Source organism: Herbaspirillum rubrisubalbicans (genome assembly GCF_003719195.1).
GTDB classification, from domain to species: Bacteria; Pseudomonadota; Gammaproteobacteria; order Burkholderiales; family Burkholderiaceae_D; genus Herbaspirillum; species Herbaspirillum rubrisubalbicans.
In genome coordinates this window covers 5211283-5229633 of the sequence record NZ_CP024996.1, presented here as the reverse complement: position 1 = coordinate 5229633, position 18351 = coordinate 5211283, and the positions used below count along the sequence as shown (strand labels likewise).

The following is an 18351-nucleotide window of genomic DNA, read 5'->3' as shown; positions in this document are numbered from 1 at the left end:
CTTGTGTTTTTTTGATCAACCCGCTGCCGCGCGCGAGTTCGCTTGCGGCACGGGTTGGTTGATCGCTGCGGCCAGCACGGTTTCCTGGCTCAGATTGTCGTTGACGAAGTCGCCGCGCAAGCGGCCTTCGCCGATCACCAGTACGCGGTCCGACACGCCCAGCACCTCGGCCAGTTCGGAAGAGACCATGATGATGGCCAGGCCCGCCTTGGCCAGATCCGAGATGAGGCGATAGATTTCGGCCTTGGCGCCCACGTCCACGCCGCGCGTGGGTTCGTCCAGAATCAGTACCTTGGGCTGGGCCAGCAGCATCTTGGAGAGCACCGCCTTTTGCTGGTTGCCGCCCGACAGGCCCGTGATGGGCAGGAAGGGGCTGGCGGTCTTGACGCGCAGACGGTTGATCTCGCCCTGGATGGTCTTGAGTTCGGCGCTGCTGTCGATGCGACTGCCGCGTGAGAAGCGGTTCAACACCGTCAGGGTGATGTTCTGGCCCACGTCGAGGTCGGGCACGATGCCGTGGTGCTTGCGGTCTTCCGGCACCATGCACAGGCCCTGACGGATCGACTTCAAGGGTGAGCCGGTATCGGCTGGCTGGCCTTCCAGCAGGATCTGACCTTCATAGCGGCCGCGATAGGCGCCGAAGATGGCCGACACCAGTTCGGTGCGGCCGGCGCCGACCAGCCCGGCAATGCCCAGGATCTCGCCCCGGCGCACGCTGAAGGAAACGTCATCGACCCGCTTGCGGCGCGGATTGTCGATGTCGTAGCAGGTGATGTGGCGTGCCTCCAGCACCACCTCGCCGATGGCGTGGTTGCGCTCCGGGTACATGGCGGTGATTTCGCGGCCGACCATCTGGGTGATGATCTTGTCCACATCCATCTCTTGCATCGGGGTGGTGGCGATGTGCTTGCCATCGCGGATCACCGAGATGGTGTCGCAGATCTCGGCCACTTCGTCGAGCTTGTGGGAGATGTAGACGCAGGCCACGCCACGCGCCTTCAAGTCCTTGATGATCTTGAGCAGCACTGCGATTTCGGAAGCCGTCAGCGACGACGAGGGTTCGTCCAGGATCAACAGGCGCGCATCCTTGTTGAGCGCCTTGGCGATTTCTACCAGTTGCTGGTGACCGCCGCCGTATTGCGAGACCGGCAGGGCCACGTTGATGTCGGGCATGTTCAGTTCGCGCATCAGTTCTTCGGCGCGGCGATACATGGCGGGGTAATTCATGCGACCGCCCGGCAGGGTGATCTCGTGACCCATGAAGATGTTTTCGGCCACCGACAGCTCGGGTACCAGCATCAGTTCCTGGTGGATGATGACGATGCCGGCCGCTTCGGTATCGCGCACCGAATGCGCTTGCAGCGGCTTGCCGTCCCACAGGATCTCGCCTTCCCAGGTGCCATGCGGATAGACACCGGAGAGGATCTTCATCAGCGTCGATTTGCCCGCGCCATTTTCACCGCACAGGCCCACGCATTCACCGGGCCGGATCTTGATGTCGATGCCGTCCAGGGCGCGCACACCGCCAAAGCTCTTGACGATGCCTTTCATTTCTAACAGATACTCGGACATGCCTGTTCTTTCCAAGAAGCCTCTGGATCCTGCGCCCGGCGGACGTGCCGGGGGCGCAGAGGGCGACGCCGGCGACCGTTACGGCAGCCGGCGTTGGTCACCCGGGAATCAACGGCCGTCGATCTGGGCCTGGGTGTAGAAGCCGTCATCGACCAGGACCTTGACGTTGTCCTTGGTCAGCAGGATGGGCTTCAACAGCAGGCTGTCGACCTTCTTGAAGCCGTTGTCATACTGGGCGTTGTAGGTCGGCTTCTCGTTGCGGGCCAGTTGCACGGACAGCTTGGCGGCTTCGGTGGCGATCTGCTTCAAGGGCTTGTAGACGGTCATGGTCTGGGTACCGGCCACCACACGCTTGACTGCGGCCAGGTCGGCATCCTGACCCGAGACCGGCACCTTGCCGGCCAGCTTCTGTGCGGCCAGGGCCTGGATGGCGCCACCGGCGGTGCCATCGTTTGAGGCGACGATGGCGTCGATCTTGTTGTTGTTGGCCGTCAACGCATTCTCAACGATGGACAGCGCTTCGGTCGGGTTCCATTCCTTGACCCATTGCTGGCCGACGATCTTGATGTCGCCCTTGTCGATGTAGGGCTTCAAGGCCTTCATCTGGCCTTCGCGGAACATCTTGGCGTTGTTGTCGGTGGGCGAGCCGCCCAAGAGGAAGAAGTTGCCCTTGTTCTTGACCTTGAGGATGCCCTCGGCCTGCATTTCACCGACCTTCTCGTTATCGAAGGAGATGTAGGCATCCACATCGGCGTTCAGAATCAGGCGGTCATAGGACAGCACCTTGATGCCAGCCTTCTTGGCTTCCTTGATGGTGTTGGTCAGGACCGTGGCATTGAAGGGGACGATCACGATCACGTCCACGCCGCGCGAGATCAGGTTTTCGATCTGCGAGATCTGACGTTGCTCGCTGGCATCGGCCGATTGCACGTAGACCTTGGCGCCCAGCTTTTCGGCGGCGGCGGTGAAGAAATCGCGGTCGCGCGCCCAGCGCTCCACGCGCAGGTCATCGATGGAAAAACCGATCTTGGGGTTCTTGGCGTCGGCCATGGCGCTGCCAGCCACCATGGACAGGGTGGTCACAGTCATGAGCGCCAGCACGGTCTTCTTCAGGATTGCCTTCATAGTCCAGTCTCCGAATGAAATTTGAATTGATTATGATTTTTGAAGCGGCATGGTCCGGTGGAAAGGGTGGCCCGTTTTGGGGCATTCGCTGCCGGGGGCGCGTGGGGCCGAGCTTGTCAGGATATGTCCACGCCGCATGATGGTGCGAGGGGGATACTAGCCCCGCGTCAATCCACTCTACAATTACGAAATTGACCAAATGGCTTAGTGATTCTTTTTATTGCAACAGCACATATCGGTCAGGGCGGGCATGGCTCGCTACAATCGTTCACCAGATAAAAAACGGCGCGCTAGCGAAGTCAGCATCGACGCCGCCAGACAGGAGACACAGCGTGGCAAAAGCACCCACGGTGCACCGGATTGCGTTGCTCTTCAACGGCAACAAGATATTCGACCGCGAAATCATTGCCGGCATCGGCGAATACATCAGCAGCACCCGCGCCTCCTGGGACCTGTACCTGGAGGAGGACTTCCGTTGCCGTCCGCAAGGCATCGAGCGCTGGGCCGGGCATGGCATCATTGCCGACTTCGACGATCCCGTTACCACGGCCGCGCTGGAAGGCGTGCAACTGCCGGTGGTGGCCATCGGTGGCTCTTACGCCGATCCCTCGCAATATCCGGCCAACCGGCCTTATGTGGCCACCGACAACTACAAGATGGTCAAGCTGGCCTACGACCACCTGATCGAGGCCGGTCTGCAGCATTTCGCCCTGTTCAGCTTGCCGGAGTCGCCCTGCAACCGCTGGGCCCAGGAGCGCGAGCGCATCTTCACCGACCTGACCGGCGCTGACGGCATCACCGGCCACATCTATCGCGGCGTGGGCACCAGTGCGCAGTCCTGGGATACCGCCGTGGAGCAGCAGATTGCCTGGGTGCGCAGCCTGCCCAAGCCGGTGGGCATCATCGCCGTGACCGACGCGCGGGCGCGCCAGTTGCTGCAGGCCTGTCTGTTTGCCGGCATTGCGGTGCCGGAGCAGGTGGCCTTGATCGGCATCGACAACGATCCGCTGGCGCGGGTGTTGACGCGCATCCCATTGAGTTCGGTGATCCAGGGCAGCGTCGAGATGGGGCGCACCGCCGCCCACCTGTTGCACCAGATGCTGCATGGGGCGCGCTTTCCCGATACCCGCATCATGGTGCCGCCGGTGGGCATCAACGTGCTGGCTTCCAGCCGCCACGAGGTGCGCAACCACCCGCACGTGATGCAGGCGCTGCACTTCATTCGCCAGTATGCCTGCCAGGGCATCAAGACCGATCAGGTGGCCGATTACGTGGGCATCTCGCGCTCCTCGCTGGAGTGGTATTTCCGGCGCGAGCTGGGCCGTAGCGTCCATGACGAAATCCTGCGTTTCAAGCTCGATGCCGCCAAGCGCATGTTGGAACAGGCCGGTAGCCACGCGGCCGAGATCGCGGTGAGCTGTGGCTTTACCACCGTGCAATACCTGCACGCTGTCTTCAAACGCGAACTGGGCTGCACCCCCAGGGAGTACCAGGAACAATTCGCCGCCGGGCTGGAGCGTTCGCCCGCCCCCGCGCCGCGGCCCAAAAAGAAAACCGCAGGGCCATCCCTCCTCACCACGACAAAATGACGCACTTCACCCTCTCCCACACCACTGCCGCCGACGGCATCCGTCTCTACACCCTGCGCAACCACACCGGAATGCGCGTGACCATCAGTGACCTGGGCGCCACCCTGGTCAATTGGTGGGCGCCCGACCGTTATGGTCGTCAGGCCGATATCCTGCTGGGCTTGGACCGCGTCGAGCAGTACCAGCACAATCCGGCCTACTTCGGCGCCATCGTCGGCCGCTGGGGCAACCGCATCGCGGCAGGGCGCTTCGAGCTCGATGGCGTGGCGCACCAGCTCGACTGCAACGAAGGCCAGAACCACCTGCACGGTGGCAGCGCGGGCTTCCACACCCAGCGCTGGCAGGTCCAGCCGGACCCGGAAGGCTTGCGCCTGATGCTGGTCTCGCCGGCCGGGCAAGCCGGGTTTCCCGGCACGGTGATGGCTTCGGTGCTGTATCGCCTGGATGATGACGGCCAGTTGCGCATCGACTACACCGCCACCAGCGACGCCGCCACCCCGATCAACCTGACCTCGCACGCCTACTTCAATCTCAACGGTGGCGCCGGTGACATTCGCGACCACATCATCGCCATCGATGCCGATGCCTATCTGCAGGTCGATGCCAAGCTTATTCCGCAAGGTCGCGCCGAGGTCGCCGGCAGCGCCTTCGACTTCCGCCAGCCGGCCCCCATCGGCCCGCGCCTGGATTGGCCGGACCCGCAACTGAAGTTGGCCGGGGGCTTCGACCACTGCTATTGCCTGCGCAGCGAGCATGAGCCGGCTCCCGGCCAGAGCCGCGTGGCGCAGAGCTTGCGCGAGGTGGCCAGTGTCTACGAACCGGCCTCCGGGCGCGAGCTGCGCGTCTCGACTACCGAGATCGGCCTGCAGTTCTACAGCGGCAATTTCCTCTCCGGCGTGCAGGGGCGGGGCGAGCAGCCTTATGCCATCCATGATGGCTTCTGCCTGGAGGCCCAGTCCTATCCAGACCAGGTCAACAGCCCCTTGCGCGAGGCGGTGATCCTGCGACCCGGGCAGGTGTATCGGCAGACCACGGCGTATCGCCTAGGTGTGCGTGACTGAAAAAATTGAATAAAACAGCGCTATATGCGTAGCGCTGCTGACATCTCCCTGTTCCCTCCTTAGCCTGCTCCGAATGCGGTCCGTCCCGTCTGGCACGGTGCCGCATTCGCTCCCCCTTGCCCATCCCTCTGTTTGTTGTATCGGCGCGCCAGCTTGCCTACGCGCAGGACTTGCATCGGGGCCTTTGTTCCAATAACCTAACGGTTAGGTTTATGAGAATTTGCACGCATCAAGGCTTGGTGGTTTCCGTGTTTACTCGGAATGAGCATTGCCCGCCGCATGTCCATGTCGGCAACGAGCGCTGGGATGCACGTTACCGGTTCAGCTTCTGGCATGGCGGCGTGGCCCTGTGGGATGTCACGCCGATACGCCACTGCCCCGGCAGCGCGCTGCTGGAGGAGTTGCGGCAAGTGATCGAGCAGCCGGTCAACTTGCGGTACGCCCGTCAATGCTGGTGGCAAAGTCGCCGCTCGGTCTGCATGGATCACCAGCATTGGGATCCGCATCGTGAAGAGGTGGTCCGCCCGAGCGTATTCAGAAGCCACACCATTGAGATCGAATGGGCGCGCTACATCCCCTGGCGCGACCGAACGATAGTCCAACTCGCAGGGCAATCCAGCCAACTGGAGATCGAGCTATGAGCACCATCAAAGCGAAAAAACGGGACAATGCGCCCGTCACCGAGGAAGTCCTTGAGCAGGCCCTGGAACTTGGGCGCAAGCGTCGCAATACGACGCCGCAAGCTACACAGGTCAGCTATCTTGCCAAGCTGGGCGCCCTGGCAGTGGGCTTTGCCGACAAGACGGCAATCCTGCTACCCATCGGCAATTACCCCGAACTGGCCGAACTGAGCGCGACCGAACTGGCGCGCATCAAGCTCGGCTACGCCGGCAGTGCCTTGTGCCTGGAAGAGCGTGACTGGCATGTGTCCATCGTGGGGCTGGTCGCGGCCAGCCCATCGTTGATGAAACTGGCTTCCACGCTTGTGGCCAAGCGCAACGGCAGCCGCAGCAGCGCCGCCAAGGTGCTGGCCGTGCGCGAAAATGGCAAGAAGGGCGGCCGTCCGCGCAAGCCGATCAGCGCGGATATGGATCGCAGTCCGTCATCGAAGAAACGGTGAATCATCCCCAGAGCTCTGATGTCAGAGGTAAGAGCTCTGCGGTGTCTTGCATTGTCCAGCCGTCGCTCTGCCAATGCGTCGATGGCGGAACCAATCGTCCACTCCGATAGCCCAATGAAGCCCGGGCTCGTCACGGAAATGCAGCATTTCTCCCCGGAATTTTAGGCAAGAATCGTAGTGGAATAGGTCTGTTTTCCCCTGTTGCTTCACGCCACAATGTCCTATTTTCATAGCAGGCTTCCTACCCCCCAGCCTGTGCATCTCAACGCCAGCCTACTCAAGGAGATCCCATGCAAGTACACGCATATGGCGCCCACGCGGCCGACAAGCCGCTCGAACACCTGCACATTACCCGCCGCGCTACCGGTGCACACGACGTCCAGATCGACATCGCCTACTGCGGCATCTGCCACTCCGACCTGCACCAGGTCCGTTCCGAATGGGCCGGGACCCAATATCCCTGCGTGCCCGGCCACGAGATCGTCGGCCGCGTAGCCGCCGTGGGCGCGCACGTCAGCAAGTTCAAGGTTGGTGACCTGGTCGGCGTGGGCTGTATCGTCGATAGCTGCCAGAGCTGCCCCGACTGTGAAGAAGGTCTGGAAAACTATTGCGACAACATGGTCGGCACCTATAACGGCAAGACCGACGACGCTCCCGGCTGGACCATGGGTGGCTACTCGCAGCAGATCGTGGTGCATGAGCGCTACGTGTTGACCATCCGCCACCCCGAAGCCGACCTGGCGGCCGTCGCGCCGCTGCTGTGCGCCGGCATCACCACCTATTCGCCGCTGCGCCACTGGGGCGCCGGTCCCGGCAAGAAGGTCGGCGTGGTCGGCATCGGTGGCCTCGGCCATATGGGGATCAAGATCGCCCACGCCATGGGCGCGCACGTGGTGGCCTTCACCACCTCGGATTCCAAGCGCGCCGCTGCCAAGGCCCTGGGCGCCGATGAAGTGGTGGTCTCGCGCAATGCCGAGGAGATGGCTGCGCACGCCAAGAGCTTCGACTTCATCCTCAACACGGTCGCCGCCCCGCACGACCTCGACGCTTTCCTTTCGCTGTTGAAGCGCGAAGGCACCATGACCCTGGTCGGTGCTCCGGCCACGCCGCACCCGTCGCCGAATGTCTTCAACCTCATCCTGAAGCGGCGCTCGCTGGCCGGCTCCCTGATCGGCGGCATCCCCGAGACGCAAGAGATGCTGGACTTCTGCGCCCAGCACGGCATCGTCGCCGACATCGAACTGATCCGTGCCGAGGAGATCAACAGCGCCTACGAGCGTATGCTCAAGGGTGATATCAAGTATCGCTTCGTGATCGACAACGCCAGCCTGGCGGCCTAAAAGCGGCACGCGAAAACAGAAGAACCGGATCGGTGCGATATACACCGATCCGGTTTTTTATTGGCGGCGTTGCTCCAGGCCTGCGACAAATTGCCACATTCTCCTGGTCGTCACCCCAGCTTATCCTTGCCGCTCCTGATTTTTCCACGCGGCTTCCAGGGGACAGCAGCCTATGCTGCTGGGCGAGGCCGTGTGTCCTTTACGACTACAAGACCAATGAGCAAACTTTCCGGCCGCAGGCCCAGGCATCTGCATCGCGTTCGTCCCATCGTCAAACTCACCGCCCTGTCCGGCTTGCTGGCACTGGGTGCAGCACCCTGGGCGCTGGCCCAGTCGGCCAGCGCGGCCGAGGATTCCTCGCTCTCGCTGGGCACGGTGGAAGTCAATGCGCGCCGCAGCGGCCCGCTACAACTCAACAATGTGCTGACCTCGGTGGACCTGATCGGTGCCGATCACATCCAGCAACAACAGGTGCAATACAACTGGGAACTGTTTGCGCAATCGCCGGGCGTGATGCTGACCCAGTTCCGCCAGGGCAACGAGTCGGGCAAGCTATCCTTGCGTGGCTTCAATGGCGAAGGTGAGGTCAATGCGGTCAAGCTGCTCATCGATGGCGTCCCCAGCAATGACAATGCGGGCGGAATGCCCTTCCTGGGGACGCTGCTTCCGCTGAACATAGAACGCATCGAAGTCGTGCGCGGCACTAATGATGCGCGCTACGGCCTGCACAACATCGCCGGCAACATCAACATCCTGACCCGCGAGGGTGGCAACTATGATGAGGCCAGGCTGACCTATGGCAGCTTCAACACGCGCCAGCTGCAGGTGGTCAAGGGCGTGGAGAACGGTAACTGGTCGCAGAACTATTTCCTCGGTTATGAAAAGTCCGATGGCTATCGCCAGCACGCGCAAGGCGAGAACATCGCCTTTTCCGGCAAGTGGTTCTACACCAGCGACGACGGACGTTACCGCACCGGTCTGAGCATCCGCCACGCCAATGGCTATGCTCAGGAACCGGGTTACCTGACCGCCCAGGATGCACGCCGTGATCCCACTGCGTCCTATGCCTATGCCCAGTCCGACGGCGGCAACCGCCAGATGGACCAGGTCAGCCTGCATTTCGATGCCGAGGTCGATGCGCAATTGTCGCTGGCCACCAAGCTCTACCTGAACCGCGTGCGTGACCAGCGCTGGCTGCGCTATTCCTCCACCACCTCGCAGCAGGAACGCATCATCGATGAAACCCACTATGGTCTGTTGAGCACGGCCACCTATCGTCCCCAGTGGAAGGCACTGGCGGGCCTGAACGACCTGGCGCTGGAGGGTGGCTTCAACCTGGAGCGCCAGGAGGACCAGAGCCCACGCTACAGCACCGTCAACAAGGTCCGCGTGGTGCAGACGCGTGATCATCATTTCGTCTTCGATACCGTGGGCGCGTATGTGCAGGCGGTGATCACGCCAGTCTCCTCCCTGCGTATCATTCCCGGCTATCGGGTCGATCATGTGGGGGGCCGCTTCAACGATCCTTCGCGCGGGGTGAGCTATGGTATCCAGGACTACGGCATCATCAAGCAACCCAAGCTGAGCTTGGTGTATTCCCCCTTCCAGCAAGCCAGCCTGTATGCCAACTGGGGGCGTACCTTCCAGGTCGGTGCCGGCGCGGCCGCCTACAAGTCCAATAACAATGACCTGCGTCCTTCCATCAATGATGGCTGGGAAACCGGTATCAAGTTCACGCCCGCCGACTGGCTGGATGGGCGCGTGGCCGTTTGGGAGCAACGCGCCTCCGATGAAGTCAAGCGACGTCTCAACGACCCCACCGGCGACTCCGAAAACGTCGGTCGCACCAAGCGCAGTGGCGTCGATCTGCAACTCAACCTGCGCGCCGGCAAGCGCACCACCGTATGGTTGGCCTATTCACGCCAGAAGTCCGAGATCGTCACGCCCGACCCCAGCGCCCCCGATACCATGGGCAAGGAAATCGACCACGTGCCGCGTGCCGTCTATTCCGGTGGCGTCGATTACCAGGCCAGCGCCGCTCTGAAGCTCTCAGCCTCGGTCAATGGACAGGGCAGTTACTACCTCACCACCGCCAACACAGGCGGCAAGTTCGGCGGCTATACGCTGTTCAATGCGAGCGCCACCTATCAGGTCACGCCTAGCTTGAGCCTGGAGTTGCAGCTCAAGAACCTGGCTAATCGCTACTATGAATATGTGTGGATCAATGACCAGACCCGTCATGCTCCCGGGGATGGTCGGGCGGTGTATGTCTCGGCCAATGTGAAGTATTGAGTCAGCCGAGGGCTACCATGACAAGCTCTCTTGCCAGCGGTGGCGGTAGCTCAGATTGAACACAGCACCGGTTGCGGCCCGCTTGCAGCGCGCTTCAGACGATGAGCGGTAACTGGAAAGTCAATACCGAACGTTTCAGTTCACTCGCCTTGTCCTTGAGGAAGATCGAGGCCGCCGTCGCTTCTTCCACCAGGGCGGCATTCTTCTGCGTGAGATCGTCGAGCTGGATCAGCGCCTGGTTCACTTCGCCAATACCGGTACTCTGTTCCTGGTTGGCCGAGGAAATATCGTTCATCACCGCACTCACGCGGTCGATGCTCTGCACCACCTGCTGCATGGCCGCGCCCGCTTCGCGCGAGAGCTTGCTGGCCGCAGCACTGCTGTCCACCGAGGCCAGGATCAGTTGCTTGATCTCGCGCGAGGCTGCCGCCGACCGTTGCGCCAACGTGCGCACTTCGGTGGCCACCACCGCAAAGCCGCGGCCCTGCTCGCCGGCACGGGCTGCTTCCACGGCTGCATTGAGCGCTAGTATATTGGTCTGGAAGGCTAGGCCTTCGATCACCGAGATGATGTCCACGATCTTGCCCGAACTGGTATCGATATCCTGCATCTGCGTGATGACCCGTTCCACCACTTCACGCCCGCTGCGGGTGGCATCGGCGGCTTGCTCCGAGAGCCGGCAGGCCAGCGCCGATTGCTCGGCCGTGTAGCGCACCTTGCTGCTCAATTCCCCCATCGAAGCGGTGGTCTGCTGCAGCGAACTGGCCTGGATCTCGGTGCGCTCGGACAGATCATGGTGGCCATGTGCAATTTCCTGGCTGGCCGCGGCCACTGCCTGTGCGTTGTGGTTGACTACGCCGACCACCTCGATCAACTTGTCGCGCATCTCGCGCATGGCCGCCATCATGCTGGCCTGGTCGTGACCGGCTACCGGCACGCGCACCATCAGATTGCCATCGGCGATCTCGCGCGCCACCTGCAGTGCATCGTGCGGCTCGCCACCCAGGCTCTTGCGCATGGTGCGCATCAGGCCATACCCGGCGCCACCTGCAAAGAGGATGCACGCCAAGAAGCAGGCCGCCATCAGCCAGCGCCCACGCGTGCTGTCGCGCTGGCTTTGTTGCTGCAGTTGCTGGTTGCGCGCGGTCTGGAAATCGATCAACGCCTTGATGGCCGCCTGCAATTGCGACAACGCCGGATTCAATTGCGTGGCCAGCCAGGCACCGGCCTCTTCACGCTGGCCCGTCATGCTCAGTTGCACGAAGCGACCAAAGGCCGGTTCGGCCCGCTGGTCATTGATGGCGAAGATGGTCTCCACCAGGCCTCGGGTCTGTTGGTCGGAAACGGCTTCCAGCAAGGCCTTGCGCTGGGTGATGAAACGTTCATGTGCGGCGCCGCCGCGTTGCATGGCTGCCTCGGCGGCCGCCTTGTCGCTGATGATGATGACGCTCTGAAAGGATTCCACACCGATGTGTACCTGCTGTGAAAGATCCTGCGCCAGTGCCAGATTGCGGTTGCCGTCATTGACCACGGCATCGAGCTTGCTGCCGACCAGGTGCAACTGCCACAGGCCGATGGCGCCGGCCAGCACGCACAGTAGCAACAAAGTGCCGAAGGTCAGCGCAATGCGCAGCGCCAGGGGGAGCGGTCGGGATGCGGAGTGGTGAGTCTTCATGGGCCAGGTCTCCAGAGCGAAGCATCCCGGCCGCAGCCGGGAGCAGGAAGCGCCATCGGCAAGCAGCGTCGATGGCGGGGTGAGCCAGGGCGGCGGTTGCTTTAGAACGGCAGTATGGCCTTGACGTAGAACTGCTTGCCTTCGGGACGATTGCGGGCGTCGTATTCCTGCTGGAACTTGGCGGTGATGATGAAGTCCTTGCCGTTGTCGTACTTCAGGTTGGGGCCGATAGCCAGCGCCTGTGACTTGCCGGCAGCGGCATTGGCGCCGCTGTCGTTGGTCACTTGCTGGTAGAGGTAACCGCCGACCCCGGCCACCAAGCCATTGCCAAAGCCCCAGCCCAGCGCATAGTCGGCGTGGATGGCCTGGCCCGAGCGGGTCTGGGTGGCGCCATTGCGGCCGTTGAAGTCATACATCAACTTGATGTCGGCGTTGACGCCTTCGGGCTGGATGTAGCTCAAGGCTACCAAGGGCTGGTAGACCCAGATGTTCTTGCCCAGGCTGGAGGGATTGGTGAGGCTGTACTGGCCGCTGGGCATGGTGATGTCCAAGCCCAGCGCATAGTGCAGGGCTGGCGAGGCGTGATAGGCCAGGGCCGGGCCGACCGTGATGTCGCCCAGGCCACGGCTATGGAAGCTGCGGCCTGCCACAGGCGCATCCACATCCAGTAGCGGCGCCAGCGCATGGAAGGCCAACTGGCCGCCCAGGATGCTCTGCTGCGTCACCCATACCACGCGCGGCGCCAGCACGCCCACCTTCACGCGGAAGTCCGGCGGGCCGATGTCCTGGCCGTGGTCGCCGCGGATCTTGTCGTATTGCGCATAGCCGGTATAGACCATGCCATAGATGCCCGGCGGCGGTAGGGCGCCCGAGCCGAAGTTTTCCAGACCATCTGGATAGGACGGCAGGCCGCTGCCTTCGGTGGCGTGGGCCGGCACACAGGCGATGGCCAGGCCCAGGCTGCAGCCCAGTCCCAGGGCGCGTGCCAGGGTGTTGCGTTTGGCTTTCTTCATGATTTCCCTCTGTGTATGAAATGGTGGGTGTCAGGTCAGACGTCAACGACGCGCTCGCTTCAGCACTTGCCGGTCCGCCGTGCGCGACATCCCGCATGGCTGGTGGAGTGGCCTGGCGTGTTGGTGAATTGAGGCAGATCAATCATCAAGCTATCGATGCCAAAGCGATGATCCAGATCCGGTCATCGCTATCCCCTGGCTGCAAAAAGTTGCGGCTGCGCTGAACTCCTGCTTGCCCTGTGGCAAGCAGGCAGCCACCGCAGCGCGCCATCCTCAAATTGCCGCAAATGATGGATAGCCCGTGCGCGTGGCGGATAGGGTGTTGCGCCGTGCTGCGTCCATTATTCATTGCAGGCGCAGCGACGGCGTAGCAACAAGCTCCGTCCTGCTTCACCACAACAGACAACAGAGGGTTAGCGCAATGAAAGATCTCGAAGGCAAAGTGGCTGTCGTCACCGGCGGCGCCACCCTGATCGGTGCAGGCGTGGTTGCGCGCCTGCGCAGTTATGGCGTCAAGGTCGCGCTGTTCGACATCGATGCCGATGGCGGCCAGCGGGTTGCGGGCGAAGACCGCAGCGCCTGTCGCTTCTGGCGCGTGGACATCACCGATGACGCCCAGGTGAGCCACGCCGTGGAAGAAGTGGCCGCGCATTTCGGCCGGCTCGACTTCCTGGTCAACCTGGCGGCGTCCTACCTGGACGATGGCGCCGCCTCTTCGCGTCAGGACTGGCTCAAGACCCTGGACGTGAACCTGGTCAGCGCGGTGATGGCCGCCCATGCTGTGCGGCCCTACCTGGTCAAGGGTGGGGGCGGCGCCATCGTCAACTTCACCAGCATCTCTTCCAAGGTGGCACAGACCGGGCGCTGGCTCTACCCGGTTTCCAAGGCGGCGCTGGTGCAGGTCACGCGCAACATGGCCATGGACTTTGCTGGCGATGCCATCCGCGTCAATTCGGTCTCGCCCGGTTGGACCTGGTCGCGCGTGATGGATGAGTTGACCGGTGGCGACCGCGCCAAGACCGACCGCGTGGCTGCGGACTTCCATCTGCTCAAGCGCGTGGGCAATCCCGAAGAGGTGGCCGACGTGGTGGCCTTCCTGCTCTCCGGCCATGCGTCCTTCGTCACCGGCGCCGACTATGCAGTCGATGGCGGCTATTCGGCGATGGGGCCGGAGCAGGCGGTGCCAGCCATTCCACGTTTGGCGCAATGAAACGATAAATGATTTATACGATTTATAACAATTTAGTCGATTGACATCGAGAGGAGAAATATCATGCGTAGCATCGCTATCGTAGGTGGTGGTCAAGCCGGTCTACCGCTGGCTTTTGGTTTGCTCAAGCAAGGTTACCAGGTCACCGTGGTGACCAATCGCACGCCTGATGACCTGCGCGGTGGCAAGGTCATGTCCAGCCAGTGTATGTTCGATCCATCGCTGCAGATTGAACGCGACCTGGGTATCAATGACTGGGAAGCCCTGTGTCCGCCGGTGCAGGGCATCAGCTTTGCCGTGCCACATCCCGAAGTGGCCGGTGCCAAGGCCATCGATTGGAGCGCACGCCTGGACCGCCCGGCCCAGGCGGTGGATCAGCGTCTGAAGATGTCGTCCTGGCTGGAGCAGGTCGAGGTGCGCGGCGGCAAGGTCTTGATCCAGGATGCCGGCGTGGCCGAACTGGAAACCCTGGCCGAGCAACATGACCTGGTGATCCTGGCCGCCGGCAAGGGCGAAGTGGTCAAGCTGTTCGAACGCGATGCCACCCGTTCTCCCTTCGACAAGCCGCAGCGTTCGCTGGCGCTGACCTACGTGCATGGCCTTAAGCCCCAGCCGGAGTATTCCAGCGTGGCCTTCAACCTGATCCCCGGCGTGGGCGAATATTTCGTCTTCCCGGCCCTGACCCTCTCCGGTCCCTGCGACATCATGGTCTTCGAAGGCATCCCCGGCGGCCCGCTGGATTGCTGGCGCGAAGTGCGCACGCCGCAGGAGCACCTGGAAACCTCCAAGCGTTTCTTGCAGACCTACCTGCCCTGGGAAGCCTCGCGCGCAGAACAGATCGAACTGACCGACGACAAGGGCATCCTCGCAGGTTCCTTTGCGCCCACCGTGCGCAAGCCGGTGTTGACGCTACCATCGGGCCGCCTGGTGTTCGGCCTGGGCGATGCCGTGGCCACCAACGACCCCATCACGGGGCAGGGTGCCAACAATGCCACCAAGGCCGCCAAGGTCTACCTGGATGCGATCCTGGCCCACGGCGACAAGCCCTATACCCGCGATTGGATGGAACAGACCTTCGAACAATTCTGGGACTACGCCCAGTGGGTGGTGCAATGGACCAATTCGCTGCTGACCCCGCCGCCGCCGCATATCCTGGGTTTACTGGGCGCCGCCGGCCAGATGCCGTCGCTGGCCAAGCAAATCGCCGAAGGCTTCAATCACCCGCCGCGCTACTTCCCCTGGTGGGCCGATGCCCAGGCCTGTGATGAACTGGTGGCCGGCCACCAGGCCAAGGCCCTTGCGGTTGCGGCTTGAGGAGCGATCATGTCCACCACCGCCACCCTGCTCGCCGCCGACCCCGCTCCGGTCCTGGCTCCCTGGGGCCAGACCGACCTCGCCCCACGCACCCTGCGCAACCTGATGGGCGCCTATCCCACAGGCGTGGCCATCGTGACCATGCGCACCGCCAGCGGACGCCCGGTGGGCTTGACCATCAATTCCTTTGCCTCGCTCTCGCTGGATCCGCCACTGGTGCTGTGGAGCCTGGTCAATCACTCGCCCAACCTGGAAGCCTTCCGCGACTGTTCGCACTTCGCCATCAACGTCTTGGCTGATGGTCAGGAAGAACTGGCGCGCCGCTTTGCCAGCCCGGCCATCGTCGACAAGTTCGAGGGTGTGTCCCTGGCGCACGCACCGGAAGGCTTACCCGTCGTTGAGGATGCTTTGACGGTGCTGGTGTGCGAGCATGACCATTGCCGTACCGTAGGTGACCACCTGCTGATGGTCGGGCGCATCGTGCGCACCAACCACCAGCCGGCCGCACCGCTGGTATTCCATGCCGGGCGCTTTACGGCGCTGCAGGCCTCGTCCTGACCGATCCCCACAAGGAGCCCTCCATGGCATCCCCCGCCACATCCACTGCACTGTTGCCCGCCCTGGCTGCCGGTCTGTCCGATGGCCGCCTGCGCGTGGTCGACCTGACCCAGACCCTCTCGCCGTCCTTCCCCGCGCTGCAACTGCCGCCGCAATTCGGTCAGGTGCAGGGCTTCAAGATCGAACGCATCTCGCACTACGATGAAGCCGGCCCGGCCTGGTACTGGAACAACTTCTCCTGCGGCGAGCACACCGGAACCCACTTCGATGCGCCGGTACACTGGATCAGCGGGCGCGACCATCCCGGCAACAGTGTAGACACCATCGCCCCCGGCAACTTCGTCGCGCCAGCGGTGGTGATCGATGCCAGCGCCGCAGTGGCGGCCAATGAAGACTGGCTGCTCGATGTGCCTTTCCTGGAGCAATGGGAAGCGCGCCACGGCGCCATTGCCGCCGGTGCCTGGGTCTTGTTGCGCACCGACTGGTCGCACCGTGTGAATGATGCTGCTGCCTTCCTCAACCTGCGTGAAGATGGCGCCCACACTCCAGGCCCCACCCAGGCTGCGGTAGAGTGGCTGATCCACCAGCGCCGTGTGCATGGCTTCGGCGTGGAAACCATCAATACCGATGCCGGCCAGTCCTATGCCTGGCCGCTGCCCTATCCCTGCCATACCCTGATGCATGGCGCCAATCGCTATGGCCTGCAATGCCTGTGCAACCTGGACCAGTTGCCGCCGCAAGGCGCGCTGATCTTCTCGGCGCCGCTGAAGATCGAAGGCGGCTCTGGCAGTCCCTTGCGCGTGCTGGCGCTGGTGGAGTGAGGGTATGACCAGCGTACCTTCCTCTTCTGCTGTGGATGCGGCCGATGTGATCTTCGTCGGCAGCGGCATCAATTCGCTGGTCGGCGCGGCCTTGCTGGCCAAGCGCGGCAAGCGCGTGCTGGTGCTGGAACGCAATGACCGCGCCGGTGGCTGCATCCGCACCGAGACCTTGTTTTCCGGCTATACCCACGAGGTCTTGTCGTCCTGGTATCCGCTCTTCATGGGCAGTCCCGGCTATGCCGAACTGGCCGATGACCTCAAGACAGCCGGCCTGGAATTCTTGCAGTCGGCCTATGCCACCGGCCTGGTCACCCCCGATGGTCAAGGTCTGGCACTGCGTCAGGACCTGGCCGACGCCGCCGCGCGCATCGATGCGCTGGCGCCGGGCGATGGCGCGGCCCTGCTGGCCATGGCCAATCGCCTGTTCGGCCAGGACGCGGCCTTGACTTTCGGCTTGCTGGGCAGCGACCCGTATGGCTGGAAGCTGCTGCGGCTATTGTTTTCCCAGTGGCGCCAGCGTGGGCTGGATGGCTTGCTGGCCTTCGGCGGCGAGTCGATGGAAAGTTTCCGGCGTTGGGCGCAGCGTAACCTGAAGTCCGACCTGGCGCGCGCCATGATTGCGCCCTGGGTACTGCATTCGGGCCTGGGCCCGGATGACGCCACCTCGGCCCTGATCGGCAAGCTCACCTTTGCTGCCGTGGTCAGTGGCGGAATGCCGGTGGTCAAGGGCGGCGGCAGCCAGTTGGTGGCGGCGCTGTCACAGGTGATCACCGCGCATGGCGGCACCTTGCGCACCCAGGCCGAGGTGGCGCGCATTCTCACTACCGGCCAGGGTCGCCAGCAGCGCGCGACCGGTGTGCAATTGGCCGATGGCACGCAGCTCCAAGCGCGTCAGGCCGTGGTGTGCAATGTCACGCCGCCCCAGTTATATGGCCGTCTGCTGCAAGACGTGCCGGCCCAGCTGCGCCAGCGCGCCGAGGGCTACCAGTTCGGGCGTGGAGCCATGCAGATTCACTTCGCGCTCAATGCGCCTCCGGCCTGGCGCACGCCGGAACTGCTGCAGGTGCCGCTGGTACACCTCACCGAAAGCATAGAGCAGGTCTGCGCCAATGTCACAGAAGCCTGCAATGGTTGGCTGCCGGCCCGCCCGACCCTGGCCATCGGTCAGCCGACTGTGGTCGATCCGGGACGGGCGCCAGCGGGCGGCTGGATCCTGTGGATACAGATGCAGGAACTGCCCAGCCGCATCAAGGGCGATGGCGCCGGCCAGATTGCCGTTCCTGCCGATGGGCGCTGGAACGAGGCCGTGCGTGAAGCCTTCGCCGACCGCGTGCAGGCGCGGCTGGAACAGGTCATGCCGGGACTGGGGCAGCGCGTCGTGGGCCGGCGCGCGTATTCACCTGCGGATCTTGAAGCGCTCAATTGCAATCTGGTCGGTGGCGACCCCTATTCGGGGGTGTGTTCGCCGGACCAGTTCTTCTGGCTGCGGCCCTTCGCCGGCAGTCACGGTGCGCGCGGGCATCAGACCAGCGTGGCCAATGTCTTCCAGATTGGTGCCAGTACCCATCCGGGGCCGGGCCTGGGAGCCGGGTCCGGGTATCTGGTGGCGCAACGGCTGGCGCCGCGCTGAAAACGGTCTTCTCTCTGGTCTGGAGGGTTTG

At 63.1% G+C, this 18351-nt stretch carries 15 protein-coding genes; 11 read left to right on the top strand and 4 right to left on the bottom strand.

Annotated elements, in window-relative coordinates; translation table 11 throughout:
- Window positions 1–15: 15 nt before the first annotated feature.
- Together xylG and xylF are read right to left on the bottom strand one after the other, a co-directional pair.
- On the bottom strand, window positions 16–1572 hold the full coding sequence (xylG, locus tag RC54_RS23295; RefSeq protein WP_058897174.1) for a D-xylose ABC transporter ATP-binding protein: 1557 nt from the start codon (window positions 1570–1572) through the stop codon (window positions 16–18).
- Between the two features lie 108 nt (window positions 1573–1680).
- A complete protein-coding gene (gene xylF, locus RC54_RS23290; RefSeq protein ID WP_017449923.1) occupies window positions 1681–2697 on the bottom strand; it encodes a D-xylose ABC transporter substrate-binding protein in 1017 nt (338 codons plus the stop codon).
- 332 nt (window positions 2698–3029) lie between these two features.
- Here xylF and RC54_RS23285 point away from each other — a divergent pair, with 332 nt between their 5' ends.
- From RC54_RS23285 to RC54_RS23255, 6 genes are all read left to right on the top strand, one after another.
- Window positions 3030–4286: a XylR family transcriptional regulator gene (locus RC54_RS23285; protein ID WP_058897173.1), complete on the top strand. Its 1257-nt coding sequence runs from the start codon at window positions 3030–3032 to the stop codon at window positions 4284–4286.
- Window positions 4283–5347, top strand: a complete 1065-nt coding sequence (locus RC54_RS23280) for an aldose epimerase family protein (RefSeq protein ID WP_061788507.1) — start codon at window positions 4283–4285, stop codon at window positions 5345–5347. The genes RC54_RS23285 and RC54_RS23280 overlap by 4 nt, the downstream gene beginning before the upstream one ends.
- Before the next feature lie 239 nt (window positions 5348–5586).
- A complete protein-coding gene (locus RC54_RS23275; RefSeq protein WP_244216498.1) occupies window positions 5587–5988 on the top strand; it encodes a DUF4160 domain-containing protein in 402 nt (133 codons plus the stop codon).
- Window positions 5985–6467 (top strand): DUF2442 domain-containing protein, encoded by a 483-nt coding sequence (locus RC54_RS23270; protein ID WP_061788506.1) that lies wholly within the window; start codon window positions 5985–5987, stop codon window positions 6465–6467. Before RC54_RS23275 ends, RC54_RS23270 begins: the two co-directional genes overlap by 4 nt.
- A 290-nt stretch (window positions 6468–6757) precedes the next feature.
- Window positions 6758–7807, top strand: a complete 1050-nt coding sequence (locus tag RC54_RS23260; protein WP_058897169.1) for an NAD(P)-dependent alcohol dehydrogenase — start codon at window positions 6758–6760, stop codon at window positions 7805–7807.
- A 216-nt stretch (window positions 7808–8023) separates the two neighbouring features.
- Entirely contained in the window at window positions 8024–10099 is a 2076-nt protein-coding gene (locus RC54_RS23255; RefSeq protein WP_231738826.1) for a TonB-dependent receptor, read from the top strand.
- Window positions 10100–10193: 94 nt separating this feature from the next.
- Here the strand turns inward: RC54_RS23255 and RC54_RS23250 are convergent, their stop codons facing one another.
- Both RC54_RS23250 and RC54_RS23245 read right to left on the bottom strand, forming a co-directional pair.
- On the bottom strand, window positions 10194–11774 hold the full coding sequence (locus RC54_RS23250; RefSeq protein WP_058897168.1) for a methyl-accepting chemotaxis protein: 1581 nt from the start codon (window positions 11772–11774) through the stop codon (window positions 10194–10196).
- Between the two features lie 101 nt (window positions 11775–11875).
- On the bottom strand, window positions 11876–12787 hold the full coding sequence (locus tag RC54_RS23245) for a SphA family protein (RefSeq protein ID WP_061788505.1): 912 nt from the start codon (window positions 12785–12787) through the stop codon (window positions 11876–11878).
- Window positions 12788–13208: 421 nt separating this feature from the next.
- On the opposite strand from RC54_RS23245, the gene RC54_RS23240 reads away from it, so the two are divergent.
- From RC54_RS23240 to RC54_RS23220, 5 genes are all read left to right on the top strand, one after another.
- A complete protein-coding gene (locus tag RC54_RS23240; RefSeq protein WP_058897166.1) occupies window positions 13209–13997 on the top strand; it encodes an SDR family oxidoreductase in 789 nt (262 codons plus the stop codon).
- A 63-nt stretch (window positions 13998–14060) separates the two neighbouring features.
- On the top strand, window positions 14061–15311 hold the full coding sequence (locus tag RC54_RS23235; protein WP_058897165.1) for a styrene monooxygenase/indole monooxygenase family protein: 1251 nt from the start codon (window positions 14061–14063) through the stop codon (window positions 15309–15311).
- Between the two features lie 9 nt (window positions 15312–15320).
- Window positions 15321–15869, top strand: a complete 549-nt coding sequence (locus tag RC54_RS23230) for a flavin reductase family protein (RefSeq protein ID WP_058897164.1) — start codon at window positions 15321–15323, stop codon at window positions 15867–15869.
- A 23-nt stretch (window positions 15870–15892) separates the two neighbouring features.
- Window positions 15893–16690 (top strand): cyclase family protein, encoded by a 798-nt coding sequence (locus RC54_RS23225; RefSeq protein WP_082803042.1) that lies wholly within the window; start codon window positions 15893–15895, stop codon window positions 16688–16690.
- Between the two features lie 4 nt (window positions 16691–16694).
- Complete coding sequence (locus tag RC54_RS23220) at window positions 16695–18320, top strand: phytoene desaturase family protein (protein ID WP_061788504.1); 1626 nt, start codon at window positions 16695–16697, stop codon at window positions 18318–18320.
- The last annotated feature ends 31 nt before the right edge of the window (window positions 18321–18351 follow it).